This window comes from Paraburkholderia caffeinilytica (assembly GCF_051027425.1).
In the GTDB taxonomy this organism is placed as follows: domain Bacteria; phylum Pseudomonadota; class Gammaproteobacteria; order Burkholderiales; family Burkholderiaceae; genus Paraburkholderia; species Paraburkholderia caffeinilytica_A.
Genome location: NZ_CP186553.1, coordinates 3,366,599 through 3,380,860, shown reverse-complemented (window position 1 = coordinate 3,380,860; position 14,262 = coordinate 3,366,599). Strand labels below are relative to the sequence as shown.

At 60.5% G+C, this 14,262-nt stretch carries 14 protein-coding genes; 8 read left to right on the top strand and 6 right to left on the bottom strand.

Annotated elements, in window-relative coordinates:
- Nucleotides 1-7: 7 nt before the first annotated feature.
- From ACOSV0_RS35490 to ACOSV0_RS35470, 5 genes are read left to right on the top strand one after another with little or no spacing between them, the layout of a single operon-like run.
- Complete coding sequence (locus ACOSV0_RS35490) at nucleotides 8-1,135, top strand: NAD(P)/FAD-dependent oxidoreductase (RefSeq protein ID WP_434116015.1); 1,128 nt, start codon at nucleotides 8-10, stop codon at nucleotides 1,133-1,135.
- Nucleotides 1,125-1,484, top strand: coding sequence for a (2Fe-2S)-binding protein (locus ACOSV0_RS35485; protein WP_434112586.1), 360 nt, complete (start codon nucleotides 1,125-1,127; stop codon nucleotides 1,482-1,484). The genes ACOSV0_RS35490 and ACOSV0_RS35485 overlap by 11 nt, the downstream gene beginning before the upstream one ends.
- Nucleotides 1,474-2,922 carry an NAD(P)/FAD-dependent oxidoreductase gene (locus tag ACOSV0_RS35480; RefSeq protein ID WP_434112584.1) on the top strand — a complete coding sequence of 483 codons (1,449 nt, stop codon included), beginning with the start codon at nucleotides 1,474-1,476 and terminating at the stop codon, nucleotides 2,920-2,922. Before ACOSV0_RS35485 ends, ACOSV0_RS35480 begins: the two co-directional genes overlap by 11 nt.
- Nucleotides 2,919-4,073 (top strand): NAD(P)/FAD-dependent oxidoreductase, encoded by a 1,155-nt coding sequence (locus tag ACOSV0_RS35475; protein ID WP_434112582.1) that lies wholly within the window; start codon nucleotides 2,919-2,921, stop codon nucleotides 4,071-4,073. Before ACOSV0_RS35480 ends, ACOSV0_RS35475 begins: the two co-directional genes overlap by 4 nt.
- A gap of 37 nt (nucleotides 4,074-4,110) precedes the next feature.
- Entirely contained in the window at nucleotides 4,111-4,464 is a 354-nt protein-coding gene (locus ACOSV0_RS35470; RefSeq protein ID WP_434112580.1) for a RidA family protein, read from the top strand.
- An 89-nt stretch (nucleotides 4,465-4,553) separates the two neighbouring features.
- Here ACOSV0_RS35470 and ACOSV0_RS35465 read toward each other — a convergent pair whose 3' ends face one another.
- Nucleotides 4,554-5,162 (bottom strand): LysE family translocator, encoded by a 609-nt coding sequence (locus ACOSV0_RS35465; protein ID WP_434112579.1) that lies wholly within the window; start codon nucleotides 5,160-5,162, stop codon nucleotides 4,554-4,556.
- 133 nt (nucleotides 5,163-5,295) lie between these two features.
- On the opposite strand from ACOSV0_RS35465, the gene ACOSV0_RS35460 reads away from it, so the two are divergent.
- Nucleotides 5,296-6,195 carry a transcriptional regulator GcvA gene (locus ACOSV0_RS35460; protein ID WP_434112577.1) on the top strand — a complete coding sequence of 300 codons (900 nt, stop codon included), beginning with the start codon at nucleotides 5,296-5,298 and terminating at the stop codon, nucleotides 6,193-6,195.
- A 29-nt stretch (nucleotides 6,196-6,224) separates the two neighbouring features.
- On the opposite strand, the gene ACOSV0_RS35455 is transcribed toward ACOSV0_RS35460, so the two are convergent.
- The 5 genes from ACOSV0_RS35455 to ACOSV0_RS35435 all read right to left on the bottom strand — a co-directional run bounded on the left by ACOSV0_RS35455 (nucleotide 6,225) and on the right by ACOSV0_RS35435 (nucleotide 11,426).
- Nucleotides 6,225-6,644, bottom strand: a complete 420-nt coding sequence (locus tag ACOSV0_RS35455) for a cupin domain-containing protein (protein ID WP_434112575.1) — start codon at nucleotides 6,642-6,644, stop codon at nucleotides 6,225-6,227.
- Between the two features lie 73 nt (nucleotides 6,645-6,717).
- Nucleotides 6,718-7,794 (bottom strand): polyamine ABC transporter substrate-binding protein, encoded by a 1,077-nt coding sequence (locus ACOSV0_RS35450; protein ID WP_434116014.1) that lies wholly within the window; start codon nucleotides 7,792-7,794, stop codon nucleotides 6,718-6,720.
- An 817-nt stretch (nucleotides 7,795-8,611) separates the two neighbouring features.
- On the bottom strand, nucleotides 8,612-8,917 hold the full coding sequence (locus tag ACOSV0_RS35445; protein ID WP_434112573.1) for a DUF4148 domain-containing protein: 306 nt from the start codon (nucleotides 8,915-8,917) through the stop codon (nucleotides 8,612-8,614).
- Nucleotides 8,918-9,089: 172 nt separating this feature from the next.
- Nucleotides 9,090-10,175, bottom strand: a complete 1,086-nt coding sequence (locus ACOSV0_RS35440) for an aldose epimerase family protein (RefSeq protein WP_434112572.1) — start codon at nucleotides 10,173-10,175, stop codon at nucleotides 9,090-9,092.
- Nucleotides 10,176-10,208: 33 nt separating this feature from the next.
- Entirely contained in the window at nucleotides 10,209-11,426 is a 1,218-nt protein-coding gene (locus tag ACOSV0_RS35435) for a XylR family transcriptional regulator (RefSeq protein ID WP_434112570.1), read from the bottom strand.
- Between the two features lie 273 nt (nucleotides 11,427-11,699).
- Between ACOSV0_RS35435 and xylA the strand changes: the two genes are divergently transcribed.
- Both xylA and xylF read left to right on the top strand, forming a co-directional pair.
- Nucleotides 11,700-13,022, top strand: a complete 1,323-nt coding sequence (xylA, locus tag ACOSV0_RS35430; RefSeq protein ID WP_434112569.1) for a xylose isomerase — start codon at nucleotides 11,700-11,702, stop codon at nucleotides 13,020-13,022.
- Between the two features lie 174 nt (nucleotides 13,023-13,196).
- The gene (xylF, locus tag ACOSV0_RS35425) at nucleotides 13,197-14,225 is read left to right on the top strand and encodes a D-xylose ABC transporter substrate-binding protein (protein ID WP_434112567.1); all 1,029 of its coding nucleotides are present in this window, start codon (nucleotides 13,197-13,199) and stop codon (nucleotides 14,223-14,225) included.
- The last annotated feature ends 37 nt before the right edge of the window (nucleotides 14,226-14,262 follow it).

Sequence of the window (14,262 nt, the reverse complement as noted above, 5' to 3'; positions counted from 1 at the left end):
ACAGATGATGAACTCTTCCGATGTACTGGTGATCGGCGGCGGCCTGGTGGGGACGGCCGTTGCCTATGGACTTGCCCGCGAGGGGCTGAAGGTTGGCGTACTCGACGAAGGCGACGACGCATTCCGTGCGTCTCGCGGCAACTTCGGGCTCGTGTGGGTGCAGGGCAAGGGCTATGGCATGTCGCCGTACGCGACATGGACGCGCGGTTCGGCGACCCGTTGGCCGATGTTGCGCGAATACCTGCTCAACGACACCGATATCGACGTGCAACTGCAGCAACCCGGCGGCTTCCATTTCTGCTTCAGCGAAACGGAGTGGCAGGAACGCGCCGCGCGGTTGCAGGCAATCCGCGACGATCTGAACGGCGACTATCCGTTCGAGATGATCGATCACGCCGAATTGAAACGCCGCTTGCCCGCGATCGGCCCGCAGGTGATCGGCGCCAGCTATTCGCCGATGGATGGCCATACGAACCCGCTCAAGTTGCTGCGCGCGCTGCATACCGCGTGCGGCAAGCGGGGCGTGACGATGACGGCGGGTGTCCGCGCTCAACGTATCGAACGCGATGGCAGCGGTTTTGTCGTCGATACAGGCGGGCAGCGTTTTCATGCGGGACGTGTGGTGCTGGCCGCGGGACTCGGCAATCGGGCGCTGGCGCAGCAGGTCGGCATTCATGCGCCGGTTGCGCCGAATCGCGGGCAGGTGTTGATCGCCGAACGTGTCGCGCATTTCCTCGATTTCCCCACCACCTATGTGCGGCAGACCGACGAAGGCACCGTGCAGATCGGCGATTCGATGGAAGACGTCGGCTTCAACGACGGTGTGACCGCCGACGTCGTGAGTCATATCGCGTGGCGCGGTGTGCGCAGTTTTCCCGCGTTGGGCGAAGTGAAGCTGGTGCGTGCATGGGGCGCATTGCGCGTGCTGAGCCCCGACGGCTTTCCGATCTATCAGCAATCGGCCACGTGCCCAGGCGCGTATGTCGTGACCTGCCATAGCGGCGTCACGCTCGCGGCAGCCCATGCATTGCGCGTTGCGCCGTGGATTGCGAAAGATCTCGTGCCTGAAGGTATCGAACATTTCTCCGGCGAGCGTTTCTTGCAGACCGACAAGGTATTCACACATGGTCACTGACAGTCTTTTCAAAGTGTTGCCCGCGGAGGCCAAGAGCAGCGCAACCGGCACCGTCACTATCTCGTTCGACGGAAAGCCGCTGCGTGTGCCGCAAGGCGCGAGCGTTGCCGCCGCCTTGCTCGCGGCCGGTGTCGAGCGTTTTCGCACGACGCCGGTGAGCGGCGCGCCCCGTGCGCCGTATTGCATGATGGGTGTGTGCTTCGAATGTCTTGTCGAAATCGACGGCGTGGCGAACCGGCAGAGCTGTCTCGTGCCGGTGGCCGAAGGCATGACGATCCGTTCGCAGCTCGGCATGCGCGAACTGAACGACTTCATTACGTTGGCAGGAGACACGCGCGATGAACGCTAATTACGCCGATCTGGTGATCGTCGGCGCGGGGCCGGCGGGTATGGCCGCCGCCACCGTCGCGGCGCAACGCGGTTTGAGCGTGACCGTGCTCGACGAGCAGGCCGCACCCGGCGGGCAAATCTATCGCGCGATCACGCAGACCAATGCGCGGCGTCTGAATATTCTCGGTCCGGACTATGCCGCGGGCAGTGAGCTGGCAAACGCTTTTGCCGCGAGCGGTGCGAAGCACGAACGCGGTGCTTCGGTATGGCAGGTGACGGCTGAGCGCAGCATCGATTACGTGCAGGACGGTGTCGTGAAGTCGCTGCAAGCCGGTTCGATCATTCTTTGCAGCGGCGCGATGGAGCGGCCGTTTCCGATTCCGGGCTGGACACTGCCGGGCGTGCTGACGGCCGGCGCCGCACAGATTCTGTTGAAGAGTGCCGAGGTCGTGCCGTCGCAGCCGGTCGTGCTGGCGGGCTGTGGGCCGTTGCTGTATCTGCTTGGCTGGCAGTATCTGCGCGCGGGTGTGCCAATCCGCGCCATTGTCGATACGACTGCGAGTACCGACTATCGCCGTGCGCTCGCGCATCTGGGCGGCGCGTTGAAGGGTTGGCGGCAACTTGCGAAAGGGTTGAAGCTGATGCGCGCATTGAAGCGCGCCGGTGTACCGTTTTATCAAGGTGCGACGAACCTCGCGCTCGAAGGCACGGACGCGCTCACCGCGGTACGTTTCACCGTCGGCGGCAATGCGCAGCGTATTCCCGCCGAGGTCGTGCTGTTGCATCAGGGCGTCGTGCCGAATACGCAGATCAGCTGGTCGTTGCGCGCGCAGCATAAGTGGGACGACGCGCAACTGTGCTGGATACCCGTTACCGACGCATGGGGCGAGCTCGACGTGCCCGGCATCTACGTGGCGGGCGACAGCCGCGGTATTGGCGGCGCGCAGGCTGCGGCGGAACAGGGCCGGCTCGCGGCGCTGGAGATCGTGCATCGGAGCGGCCGCATCGACGAAATCACGCGCGACGCGTTGGCCGCACCGGTGAAGCAGGCATTGCGCGAGACGTTGCACATCCGCCCGTTTCTCGATGCACTTTACCGGCCGAAGGACGCCAATCGTATTCCCGCGGACGAAGTCACCATTTGCCGTTGCGAAGAAGTGACCGCGGGACAGTTGCGCGACTTCGTGAAGCTCGGCTGCCTTGGCCCGAATCAGGCAAAGTCGTTTGGCCGTTGTGGCATGGGGCCATGTCAGGGCCGTCTTTGCGGACTGACCGTTACTGAGGTGATAGCTGACGCGCGGGGCGTATCGCCTGCCGAGGTCGGTTATTACCGTGTGCGTCCGCCGATCAAGCCCGTCACGCTCGCCGAACTCGCGGCCGCGCACGACGCGGCGCTGCAGCGCGCGGCGCGGCCGGCTGCCACGTCCGCCGAAGCCCACGACACCGCCGCACGATGAACAGCGCGACCGGAGCCGTGGGTGCCGATGTCGTGGTGATCGGCGGCGGCTTGCATGGCTTGTCGAGCGCGTTGCATCTGGCGCGGCGCGGTGCCAGCGTGGTCGTGCTGGAGAGTGACGTGTGCGGGCGCCATGCATCGGGTGTCAATGCGGGTGGCGTGCGTACGCTCGGACGTCACGACGCCGAGATTGCGTTGTCGCTGGCTTCGCGTGGCCTGTGGTTCAGACTCGCCGAACTGATTGGCGACGATGCCGGTTTCGAGCCTTCAGGTCAGTTGAAAGTGGCTGAGAGCGAAGCGGAGCTTGCGGCGTGCCGCGCACGCGTTGCGCATCTGCAAACGCTTGGTTTCACGCACGAAGTTATGGTCGATGCGAGTACCGTTCGAGACCTCGTACCGAGTCTTGCGCATCACGTTGTGGGTGGAGTTTGGGTCGAACACGACGGCCACGCATTGCCGTTTCGCGCGGTCACGGCATTTCGGCTCGCGGCGCAACAAGCGGGTGTCGAGATTCATGAGCAATGCGCGGTCCGCAGCATCGTGCGCCGCGATGGGCAATGGGATATCGAAGCAGCAAACGGACGATGGCGTGCGCCGCACGTTGTCAATGCCGCGGGCGCGTGGGCAGGCGAATTCGCACGACAGGCGGGCGAGCCGGTGCAGGTCGAGCCGCGCGGCTTGATGCTGATGGTGACGCAAGCGGTGCCGCCTTTCGTCAAGCCGGTGCTCGGCGCAACGGGACGTCCGCTGTCGTTCAAACAGTTCAGCAATGGCACGGTGGTGATCGGCGGTGCGCTCGAATGCACTGCAGATATGAGTGCACGGCAATGTGCGCTCGATTTTCCGCAGTTGGGCAAAAGCGCGCGCACGGTCACCGATCTGTTTCCGCACTTGCAGCATGTCGTGGTCAACCGTGCATGGGCCGGTATCGAAGGATTCATGCCTGATGGCATTCCAGTGATTTCCCGTAGCGGCACGCAAGATGGTCTCGTGCACGCGTTCGGCTTTTCGGCGCACGGGTTTGAGCTTGGACCGATTGTCGGCAGCGTGGTAGCCGAGTTGGTGTGCGATGGACGCAGTACGCACGACGTCGGCGCATTCCGGATTGGCCGCTTCGCGGCATTGGCGCGTGCGCAGTCCGAAACGCATTAGATCTCTTCATTTTTTCAACCCACTCAAGAACCAGACAATGAGCGATATTCAACGTTTCGAAACCAATCCGCGCCTCTCGCGCATCGTGATTCACAACGGCACGGTGTACGTTGCCGGCCTGACGGCGACCTCGCGCGACGGTGACGCGAAGGCGCAAACCGAGGAGATCCTGAGTAAGCTGGACGGGCATCTGAAAACCGCCGGCACCGATAAAACACGTCTATTGTCCGTGCAGATCTGGGTGGCCGATATAGCGCGCGACTTCGCTCCGATGAATGCCGCGTGGGAAGCCTGGGTGCCGGCCGATGCAACACCGGCGCGTGCGACTTGCGAAGCCGCGTTGGCTTCGCCGGATATTCGTGTGGAAGTGATCGTGACCGCGGCGCTGTAAGCGCGTAGGTTGAATTGCGCGGTTGAATTTTGCGGAGCGCGCGCTGGGGGTAGCGGTTGCGCGCTTCACTTACTGCGTTGCGTTGCGCTTCAAGCAAAAGCGACATAGCCCGCCACGAGAATCATGCAAATACCGAACACATATCCCTGAACCTGCACTGCGCGTGCTGATCGAAACCGGCGGAGAATCAACTGGCCGCCATAGATCCACGGAAAATGGCAGACCACACATACGACGAGAAACGCAGCCGCGAATTGGAAGACTTGTGCCGGGAGCGGTTTTGCCGGGTCGAGAAACTGCGAAAACATCACGAGAATCATCGAGTGAATCTTGGGATTCAGCGCCACGGATAGAAATCCATCCCCGATGCGCAGGCGTGAACTATCCGGCTCGCTGCTGTTTGCGGATCCAGCCGACGAACGAACAAATCCCCAGGCAAGATAGAGCAGATAGACGGTACCCGTCCATTTGAGCACCATCTGGATCTCCGGGTGGCCATGCAATACCCTGCCCAGGCCCATTCCGTAAATGAGGCACAACGCCAGATTCGCCAACTCGAAGCCGGTCCAGAATGGAATCGAACCCGTCACGCCGAAACGACCGCCAGCGGTTGCGAGGACCGTGTTGCCGGGGCCGGGGCTCACGACCATGGGTATGGTGTAGCCGAGAAACAGGACCCAGATGTTCCATGCAATCATCAATCAGCCTCATGTCGGCAGGGCGCCGGGGCAGCGGGTCTGCCCTGGGACTGTGTGATTAGATGCGACTTCCTCCGGCGTCACAAACGGGTTATCTTCATGCTCTCGATAAAATAAAGTAATCGACAAGCCCATGCGACGCCTGCCTCCGCTAGGTGCGCTGCGTGCCTTTGAGGCGGCGGCGAAGCACCTGAGCTTTACCCGCGCTGCCGCCGAGCTGTGTGTGACGCAGGCGGCCATCAGTCATCAGATCCGTCAGCTCGAAGATTGGCTAGGCATCCGTCTTTTCGAGCGTCGTGGGCATGCGCTGACGCTCACCGCAAAGGGGCAAACCTATCTTCCGGAACTGACCGGCGCGCTCGATCGCATCGCGGCGGCGACGCTGCGTTTGATGGAGCCTGATGAGCGGCCGTTGCGCATTACCGTTCTGCCGTCGTTCGCTTCGCGATGGCTGGTGCCGCGTCTTGAAGCGTTTCGAGCCCTGCATCCGGAAATCGACGTGCGCCTCGATAGTTCGGCCGAGGTCTGGTCGTTTGCAACGGAGCGCTTCGATCTTGGCATTCGCTCCGGACTCGGGAAATGGACAGGTCTGAAGACTGACCTGATCGCCCGTGAAACACTGAGTCCGGTCTGTAGCCCGATGCTTGTCAACGGACCGCCCGCCATTCGTGTTCCGGCTGACTTGCGACATGTCCGCTTGCTGCATGACACGCCGCGGGAAGCGTGGCGACGCTGGTGCGACGAGGCCGGGGTGGAAGGATTCGATCTGGATGCGGGGGCATCGTTTAACGACGCAAGCCTCGCCTTGCAGGCCGCGGTGGATGGCCAGGGGGTTGCGTTAGGCCGACTCGTGCTTGCCGCCGACGATCTGCGTAGCGGCAAACTGGTACGACCTTTCGACCTTGTGCTGCGCAACGACTACAGCTATTGGCTTGTCTATCCGTCTGCAGCGCTGGAACGCCCTAACGTCCTGGCTTTCCGGACATGGCTGTTGTCGGAGGCGAAGCAGCGGGAGGAGCCGGTTCCGGTCTAGGATCGGTGGCTGCTCCAGGTCGCGAAGCACTACCCCTTAAACTCAACCGAAACAAACACCTTCTTGCACGGCTCAATCACTTCCCACGTCCCCTTAAATCCCGCCGGAATCAAAAACCGGTCGCCGGCACGCACAGTCTTACCCGTGCCATCCGCATCGCGAATCACGGATACGCCCTCAAGAATCTCGCAGTATTCGCTCTCGGTGAAGTTCACCGTCCACTGACCGCAAGCGCCCTCCCAAACTCCCGCTGCGAGCTGCCCGCACGGACTGGCAAAATGCGTGTGAACCGCTTGCAAAGGATGGCCGGCAAGAACCGCTTCCGCCTTCGGCAAGTACTCAACACTTTCCTTGGCAGGCAGCGAAAAATCTACAATGTTCAAAATGCTCATAATGGCTCGAATGCAAACGAAGTTAAAAATAAAGGCTTCAAAAAGGGCGTAGCGCACACACCCACTGCATGCGCCACGCTCAAAAAAGGAGACACCTACCGGCAACAGACCACAACAGCTAAACCCGAATTCAGGTTCCCGACTTCAACTGCGCCCACAGCCGGTTCTCAAGCCGCATGATCGGCGCAGGCTGCGGCCGCATCAGCGTCATTTTGTTCAGCACAGCCTCAGGCGGATACACATTCGCATCCTGTTCAATAGCCGGCGTCACAAACTGCCGCGCGGCCCGATTCGCCGTCGGATAGAAGACTTCGTTGGTAATCGCTGCGCTTACCTTCGGATCTTCGATGTAGTTCATCCATTTCATCGCCGCTTCCGGATGCGGCGCATCTTTCGGAATTGCCATCACGTCCATCCAGATGAGGCCCGCATCCTTGATGTTCGAAAAGCGCACCTCGTACGAGCGCTTGGCTTCCGATGCGCGTCGCCGTGCAATCCCAACGTCACCCGAATAACCCAACGCCACGCAGATATCGTTGTTCGCCAGATCGTTGATATAGCCGGAAGAATTGAACTGCGTGATATACGGTCGAATTTTCTTCAGCATTTCATACGCGGCCTGGTAGTCGCCGGGATTGGTGCTGTTCGGGTCCTTGTGCATGTACTGAAGCGCGGCTGGGAAAACGTCCGCCGCCGCGTCGAGGAACGACACGCCGCAGCTTTTCAGCTTGGAGAGATTGGCCGGGTCGAACACGAGAGACCAGCTATCCAGTGGCGCATCGGGGCCGAGCGCTTTCTTCACGGCCTGAACGTTATAGCCGACGCCGTCCGTGCCCCACGCCCACGGCACACCGTATTGATTGCCGGGGTCCGCGTCGGCAATCAGTTTCATCAAACCCGGATCGAGGTTCGCGAGGTTCGGCATCTTCGATTTGTCGATCTTCTGATACACGCCGGCTTCGATCTGGCGCGCCATATAACTCGATGTGGGCACCACGATGTCATACCCTGAACTGCCCGCAAGCAGCTTCGCCTGCAGCGTGTCGTCGCTATCGTAGCTGTCGTATTTCACCGTGATGCCGGATTGCTTTTCGAAGCCGGAAATCGTGTCTTTGGCAATGTAGTCCGACCAGTTGTAGACGTTGATCGTCGTATCCGCGGCGTGTGCAGCGTTCATCGGGGTTAAAGCGGTCAACGAGCACAGCATCGTGCCGGTGAACGAGAGAAGCTTGGCATGACGAATCTTCATTCGACTATCTCCTTGGTTTCGATCTTCAGTTTTCGCCGCAGCGTTGGCCCCGATACAGGGGCGTGACGACCCGCACGTCCGTACATCTCGCAGGAATGCGCACGAGAAAGAGACGCGACGCCGCCTGCCGCGACGCAAGCGCACAGCAGAGCAAAAAGGAACGCAGAGAGGCGAGCGCTATAAGCCGGCCAACGCTGGCAAGACAACTTGCCAGACGCGGACAGGCAAACGCATTGCAGACAACCGACCGCTAAAAGAACGGTCTATTGCGTGCAACGCGGGCTCGCGAAAAGAGAAGGGGGCTAAGGCAGAAGCGACGCGATTTCGTCAGTTCGCACGCCAATGGCTGCGGGCGCTGCAATGACGTTGTGCCGGCGCACGGAGCGACGCGACAACACGGTATCGATAGACAGGGGGCGGGATGGCGAAGCGCAGTTGCTCCCCTGATGAGCGATCGAACAGCCGGACAGGAAGGTTCTTTCCCGACCAGGCTGGTATCTCACCAATGGACCACGGACTTTCACGATGGAACCCGAAGCGACGTTGAGTAGAAGTCCTCGCTGATGCAGACGCCGTTACCGATCGACCGCGCTGCGAGAACCACCAAACTGCCGCCTTAGGATATATGAGCCATTATTTTCGTCAAAGGATTTTCTGACATTGTGCCGTCATAGTCGCGCAGACCGGAACGCGTTCATGCGAGCGCATGCTTCAACATGCATGGCTCGCATCGGACGATACAACGACAGACCCAACGACAGACAACGCTAGCGTTTTACTGACCGTCCATCGGCGCGGGTTGAGCCGGCATCGCGGGCGCGGTTGTGCCGGTTTGCGACGACCCGTTTGCCGAGGAACCATAGCCGGTGTCATGCTGTGCCGCTACGCGTGCTTCAGCCGCCTGAATGTCGGCGGGGTAGGTCGAGTCGGTTGCAACAGCGGGGTTGTAGCCGGCCTGTTCAATCTGAACCAGTTGCGCCCGGACTTCCGCGCGCGTCAGCGGTTGTTCCGACTGTGCGAACGCAGCCACCGGGGCTGCGAAAACAACGAGCAGTGCGACTGCTTTGACCAGTGATTTCATGATGCTTCCCTCCGAGAATTGTTTTGTGGCGCCGCAACAGGTGTTCGGCGACCTATGGAGGGATTCTAGGAAGCGGGTGATCTAGGGCAAACCCCTAAACGGGTAATTCAGTCTTGCAGCAAACGATAAGTCGGCGTTCTGTAATGAACTTCGTAAGATATGAAAAATCGTTTCAGACTCCAGAACGTACGCCTACTCGATACGCCGTCACCTGCCGGTATGCGCTGCCCGGCCGTACGATGACCTGTTCCTGCGCGGCCATATTGACTTCGTTCGGAAAGCCGCCCGCTTCGAGACAAAGTCCGGCGTGCGCCTGGTAGGCGATACCGCCGCGTCCTGTGTCGCCCTTCAGGAAATTGCCGGTGTAGAACTGTAAGCCGCGCTGATCGGTCGATACGGTTAATTCGCGCCCGCTACCGGGGTCATAGGCGCATGCAACCGGACGTACCTGCGGCACGCGGTCGGCCATCGTGGCGTCGGCCGTGTCACGCAGCATGTAGCAGTGATCGAAGCCGCCGGCTTTCGCGAGCTGTGCGTGCGGCCAGTCGAGCCGTGCGCCGATCGGCGCGCTCTGCCGGAAGTCGAACGCATTGCCTGCTACGTCGGCAAGCTCGCAAGGAATCATCGACGCGTCGACTTCGAAGAACCGGTCGGCATCGATCGACAGCACATGTCCGCGAATATCTGTACCCCGCCGGCCCGTCAGGTTGAAATAGGGGTGGCTCGTCAGGTTGAGCGGCGTCGCTGCGTCTGTAATGGCTTCATAGGCGATCGTCAACGTGCCGTTGTCGTCGAGCGTGTAACGCACTTGCACCGTTACGTTGCCCGGAAAGCCGGCGTCGCCTTCGGGCGATTCCAGACGCATGACCAGCGCGCCATTGTCTTCGCTTACATCCCACAGCGCACGGTGAAAACCTTGCGTGCCGCCGTGCAGCAGATTCGCACCTTCGTTGCGATCGAGCGTGTACTCGATGCCGTCGAGCGTGAAGCGTGCATCGGCAATGCGATTTGCCCACCGGCCGATCAGTCCGCCCATGTAGGTTGTGGCCGCAACGTATTCGGCGGGCGTGTCGTGGCCGAGCAGAATATCGCCGAGACGGCCCGCGCGGTCCGGCGCATGCCACGAGATCAACGTTGCGCCCAGGTCGCTGATGGCGACTTTCATGCCGTGCGCGTTGCGCAGCGTGAAAAGCCGCACACGATCGCCACCGGGCAATGCGCCCCATGGCTCAGAAGAAAGAGGTGCGATGCTGATCATGTCGTTGGTGGAGAGAGAAGATGAAAGGCATGCTCAGCCTGGCTCGGCCGTCGAATTTACGCGGTCCTGGTATTCGCGCGGCGTACAGCCGAGTTCGCGGCGAAACACCGCGTACATGTATTGCAGCGACGTGAAGCCACAACGGATCGCTACCTCCGCGCTCGACGCATCGCGTTTCGCAAGCAGCGCTTTCGCGACATCGAGTTTGTGGCGCAGGATTTCCTGATGCACGGTGCACTGCCGTTCGCGCCGGAAGTACTCTTCGAGCGACGAACGCGACACGCCCACGTAATCGGCGACCTGCTCGGTACGAATGCCCTGACACGCATACTGGCGGATGAAGTGCCGTGCGCGCATCACATATGGACTCGCCAGCGGCTGATGCTTTGTCGATTCGAGCACATTGATACCGACCGGCGGCACGAGAATGCGCCGCCCCGGAAAACGCGCGCCGTGCAGCATCTGATGCAGCAAGTGAGCCGCCGTGCGGCCCATTTCCTCAGTGCCTTGAATCACGGAGGAAAGCGGAATACGGGTCAATGTACGCGTGAGCGGATCGTTGTCGATGCCGATGATCGCCACTTCTTCAGGTACTGGGATACCCGCGATCAAACACGCTTGTAGCAGATGCCGCGCGCGGGCGTCCGTCACGGCGATGATGCCGACCGGCTTCGGCAATTGGGCGAGCCATGCAGTGAGTTGCTCGGTAGCCTGATTCCATGAGGGGGCGCTGGTCGACAGGCCGCGATAGATCTCGGTGCCGATCTGCTCGGCGCTGTGGCCGTCCGCGCTGCGCAGATGAGCGAAGGCCAGTTCACGTTGTTGCGCCCACCGATTTTCCTGCGCTTGCGGAAGGCTATACAACGCGAAGTGCTCGAGTCCCGCGCCGATCAGATGCGTGTAGGCGAGTGAAACGAGCTTCGAATTATCAGTTGCGATATAGGGTAAGTCCGGAGGGTAGTGTGCCGGATCTTCGAACGATGAACCGACCGCCACCACCGGCAACGGACAATCTCGCAGCGCTTCGCCCACAGCGGGATCGTCGAAATCCGCGATGATGCCGTCGCCGTCGAAACGTTCGATACCCGTCAACCGGCAGCGGAAATCTTCTTCGAGAAAGAGATCCCAGGCCACGCGCGTCGACAGCAGGTAGTTGCCGATACCGGTAATGATCTCGCGGTCGTAGACCTTGTTCGCGTTGAACAGCAGCGCGATCCGGTGGGTCGTCTGTGGTGTTTGCGGACGGGTCATGGCAGTGGGCGTGGTGCGGATCGTTGGACTCGCAACGCGATCGTCTCCTGTTGAGTGCGCTCCGAAGGTGGCACTGTTTTTAAGCGTCTGGTTATTCTAGGCCGCGAACCTCGCGCCCGTGTGAAACAAACGCATGGGCGGTAAGAAACATCAAGCACGCTGCGCAATTTCGCAATTGCCGATGCATCGGGCAAGCGGCAGCATGGCGTCACCTTGTCGACCGGCGCGGCGACGTCGCACGGGTTGCAGTGCAGCATAAAACTGGAGACGCTGATGTCCTATTTCGAACACATTCCCGAGATCCGTTACGAAGGTCCGCAATCGGATAACCCGCTTGCGTATCGCCATTACGACAAGAGCAAGCGCGTACTTGGCAAAACACTCGAAGAACATCTGCGCATTGCGGTGTGTTACTGGCATACGTTCGTCTGGCCCGGCGTGGATATTTTCGGGCAAGGCACTTTCAAGCGCCCATGGCAGCAAGCCGGCAACGCGATGGAGCGGGCGCAGCAAAAGGCGGATGCGGCGTTCGAGTTCTTCTCGAAGCTCGGTACGCCGTACTACACGTTCCATGATACCGACGTCGCGCCGGAAGGCGACAGCCTGAAGGAATACAGCGAGAACTTCACACGCATCGTCGATTATCTGGCGCGCAAGCAGGAGAGCACGGGTATCAAGTTGTTGTGGGGCACCGCGAATCTGTTCTCGCATCCGCGTTATGCGGGTGGTGCGGCAACCAGCCCCGATCCGGAGATTTTTGCTTTTGCTGCGACCCAGGTTCGTCATGCGCTCGATGCAACGCAACGGCTCGGCGGCGACAACTACGTGCTATGGGGCGGCCGCGAAGGCTACGACACGCTGCTCAATACCGACCTCGTTCGTGAACGCGACCAGCTCGCGCGGTTCCTGCATATGGTCGTCGAACACAAGCACAAGACCGGTTTCAAGGGCGCACTGCTGATCGAACCGAAGCCGCAGGAGCCGACCAAGCATCAATACGACTACGACGTGGCGACCGTACATGGCTTCCTGCTGCAGCACGGGCTGGAAAAGGAGATTCGCGTGAACATCGAGGCCAATCACGCGACGCTTGCCGGCCATTCGTTTCATCACGAAATCGCGACGGCCTACGCGTTGGGTATTTTCGGCAGCGTCGACGCGAATCGCGGCGATCAGCAAAACGGCTGGGATACGGACCAGTTTCCGAACAGCGTCGAAGAACTCACGCTGGCCTTCTACGAAATTCTCAAGCACGGCGGCTTCACCACCGGCGGCATGAACTTCGACGCGAAAGTACGGCGGCAGAGCGTCGATGCGGAAGATCTGTTCTTCGGCCACATCGGTGCAATCGATAACCTCGCGCTCGCCGTCGAACGAGCCGCGACGCTGATCGAAAATGACCGGCTCGAACAATTCAAACGCGAGCGCTACGCGGGCTGGGAGTCGGAGTTCGGCCGCAAGATTCTGGCGGGCGACTTTTCGCTCTCGGCGCTGGCTACGGACGCATTGACGCGTGACCTGAATCCGCAGCACGCGAGCGGCCGGCAGGAGCAGTTGGAAAACGTTGTTAATCAGGCGATTTATAGCAGGCGCTAAAACGCGGTCACGAAGTAACGCCTGAAAGAAGGCACGCAGTACACAAAAAAAATCGCGCGGCCACGCTGATCGCGCGAATCAGAAAAAGCTTTGGGTTGTCGCTTGTCCGGTTCTGTGGCTCGCAGCACAGACCGTCCAATCCGGTATTCCGGCTATCAGAACAAGGAGTGAGACATGAAATTTGCAACGCGTCGTACTGTGCTGAGTTCGTTCGTGTGTGGAGCGGTGCTCGCCAGCCTGTCGCTTGCGGCGCCGCTCGCGCATGCAAGCAAGGACCACCCGGAAATCGGGTTCTGTATCGACGATCTGCGCGTCGAACGCTGGTCGCGCGATCGCGACTATTTCGTCGCAGCAGCAGAAAAACTCGGCGCCAAGGTGTCGGTGCAGTCCGCCGATGCGAGTGAAGAGCGACAGATTTCGCAAATCGAGAACCTGATCTCGCGCGGCGTGGACGTGATCGTGATCGTACCGTTCAATTCGAAGACGCTCGGTAATGTGGTTGCCGAAGCGAAGAAAGCGGGTATCAAGGTCGTCTCGTATGACCGGCTGATTCTCGACGCCGATGTCGATGCCTATATCTCGTTCGACAACGAGAAGGTTGGCGAACTGCAGGCACAAGGCGTCTACAACGCTCAGCCGAAGGGCAACTACTTCATGCTCGGCGGCGCGCCGACCGACAACAATGCAAAGATGCTGCGCGAAGGCCAGCTCAAAGTGCTGAAGCCCGCGATAGACAAGGGCGACATCAAGATCGTCGGTCAGCAATGGGTGCCGGAATGGAGCGCGTCGACTGCGCTGCGTATCGTTGAAGATGCACTTACGGCGAACAACAACAAGATCGACGCGATCGTTGCCTCGAACGACGGCACCGCGGGCGGCGCGATTCAGGCGCTCGCTGCGCAGCACATGGCGGGCAAGGTACCGGTGTCGGGACAGGATGCCGATCTGGCGGCGGTGAAACGCGTGATCGCCGGTACGCAGACGATGACCGTGTACAAACCGCTGAAGCTGATCGCCGGCGAAGCGGCGAAACTTTCCGTCGCGCTTGCGAAGGGCGAGAAGCCGGCCTTTAATGCACAGTACGACAACGGCAAGAAGAAGGTCGACACGGTGCTTTTGCAACCCACGTTGCTTACCAAGAGCAATGTTGATGTGGTCGTCAAGGACGGCTTCTATACCCAGGCCCAGCTCGCGAGCCAATGAGCGTAACGTGTGCGCAGTAAAAGCCGGTGTGCCTGGT

Bases quoted from the DNA above. Each gene is read 5' to 3' on its own strand.
- ACOSV0_RS35490 (WP_434116015.1), top strand. From the start codon at position 8: ATGAACTCTTCCGATGTACTGGTGATCGGCGGCGGCCTGGTGGGGACG.
- ACOSV0_RS35485 (WP_434112586.1), top strand. From the start codon at position 1,125: ATGGTCACTGACAGTCTTTTCAAAGTGTTGCCCGCGGAGGCCAAGAGC.
- ACOSV0_RS35480 (WP_434112584.1), top strand. From the start codon at position 1,474: ATGAACGCTAATTACGCCGATCTGGTGATCGTCGGCGCGGGGCCGGCG.
- ACOSV0_RS35475 (WP_434112582.1), top strand. From the start codon at position 2,919: ATGAACAGCGCGACCGGAGCCGTGGGTGCCGATGTCGTGGTGATCGGC.
- ACOSV0_RS35470 (WP_434112580.1), top strand. From the start codon at position 4,111: ATGAGCGATATTCAACGTTTCGAAACCAATCCGCGCCTCTCGCGCATC.
- ACOSV0_RS35465 (WP_434112579.1), bottom strand. From the start codon at position 5,162: ATGATTGCATGGAACATCTGGGTCCTGTTTCTCGGCTACACCATACCC.
- ACOSV0_RS35460 (WP_434112577.1), top strand. From the start codon at position 5,296: ATGCGACGCCTGCCTCCGCTAGGTGCGCTGCGTGCCTTTGAGGCGGCG.
- ACOSV0_RS35450 (WP_434116014.1), bottom strand. From the start codon at position 7,794: ATGCTGTGCTCGTTGACCGCTTTAACCCCGATGAACGCTGCACACGCC.
- ACOSV0_RS35445 (WP_434112573.1), bottom strand. From the start codon at position 8,917: ATGAAATCACTGGTCAAAGCAGTCGCACTGCTCGTTGTTTTCGCAGCC.
- ACOSV0_RS35440 (WP_434112572.1), bottom strand. From the start codon at position 10,175: ATGATCAGCATCGCACCTCTTTCTTCTGAGCCATGGGGCGCATTGCCC.
- ACOSV0_RS35435 (WP_434112570.1), bottom strand. From the start codon at position 11,426: ATGACCCGTCCGCAAACACCACAGACGACCCACCGGATCGCGCTGCTG.
- xylA (WP_434112569.1), top strand. From the start codon at position 11,700: ATGTCCTATTTCGAACACATTCCCGAGATCCGTTACGAAGGTCCGCAA.
- xylF (WP_434112567.1), top strand. From the start codon at position 13,197: ATGAAATTTGCAACGCGTCGTACTGTGCTGAGTTCGTTCGTGTGTGGA.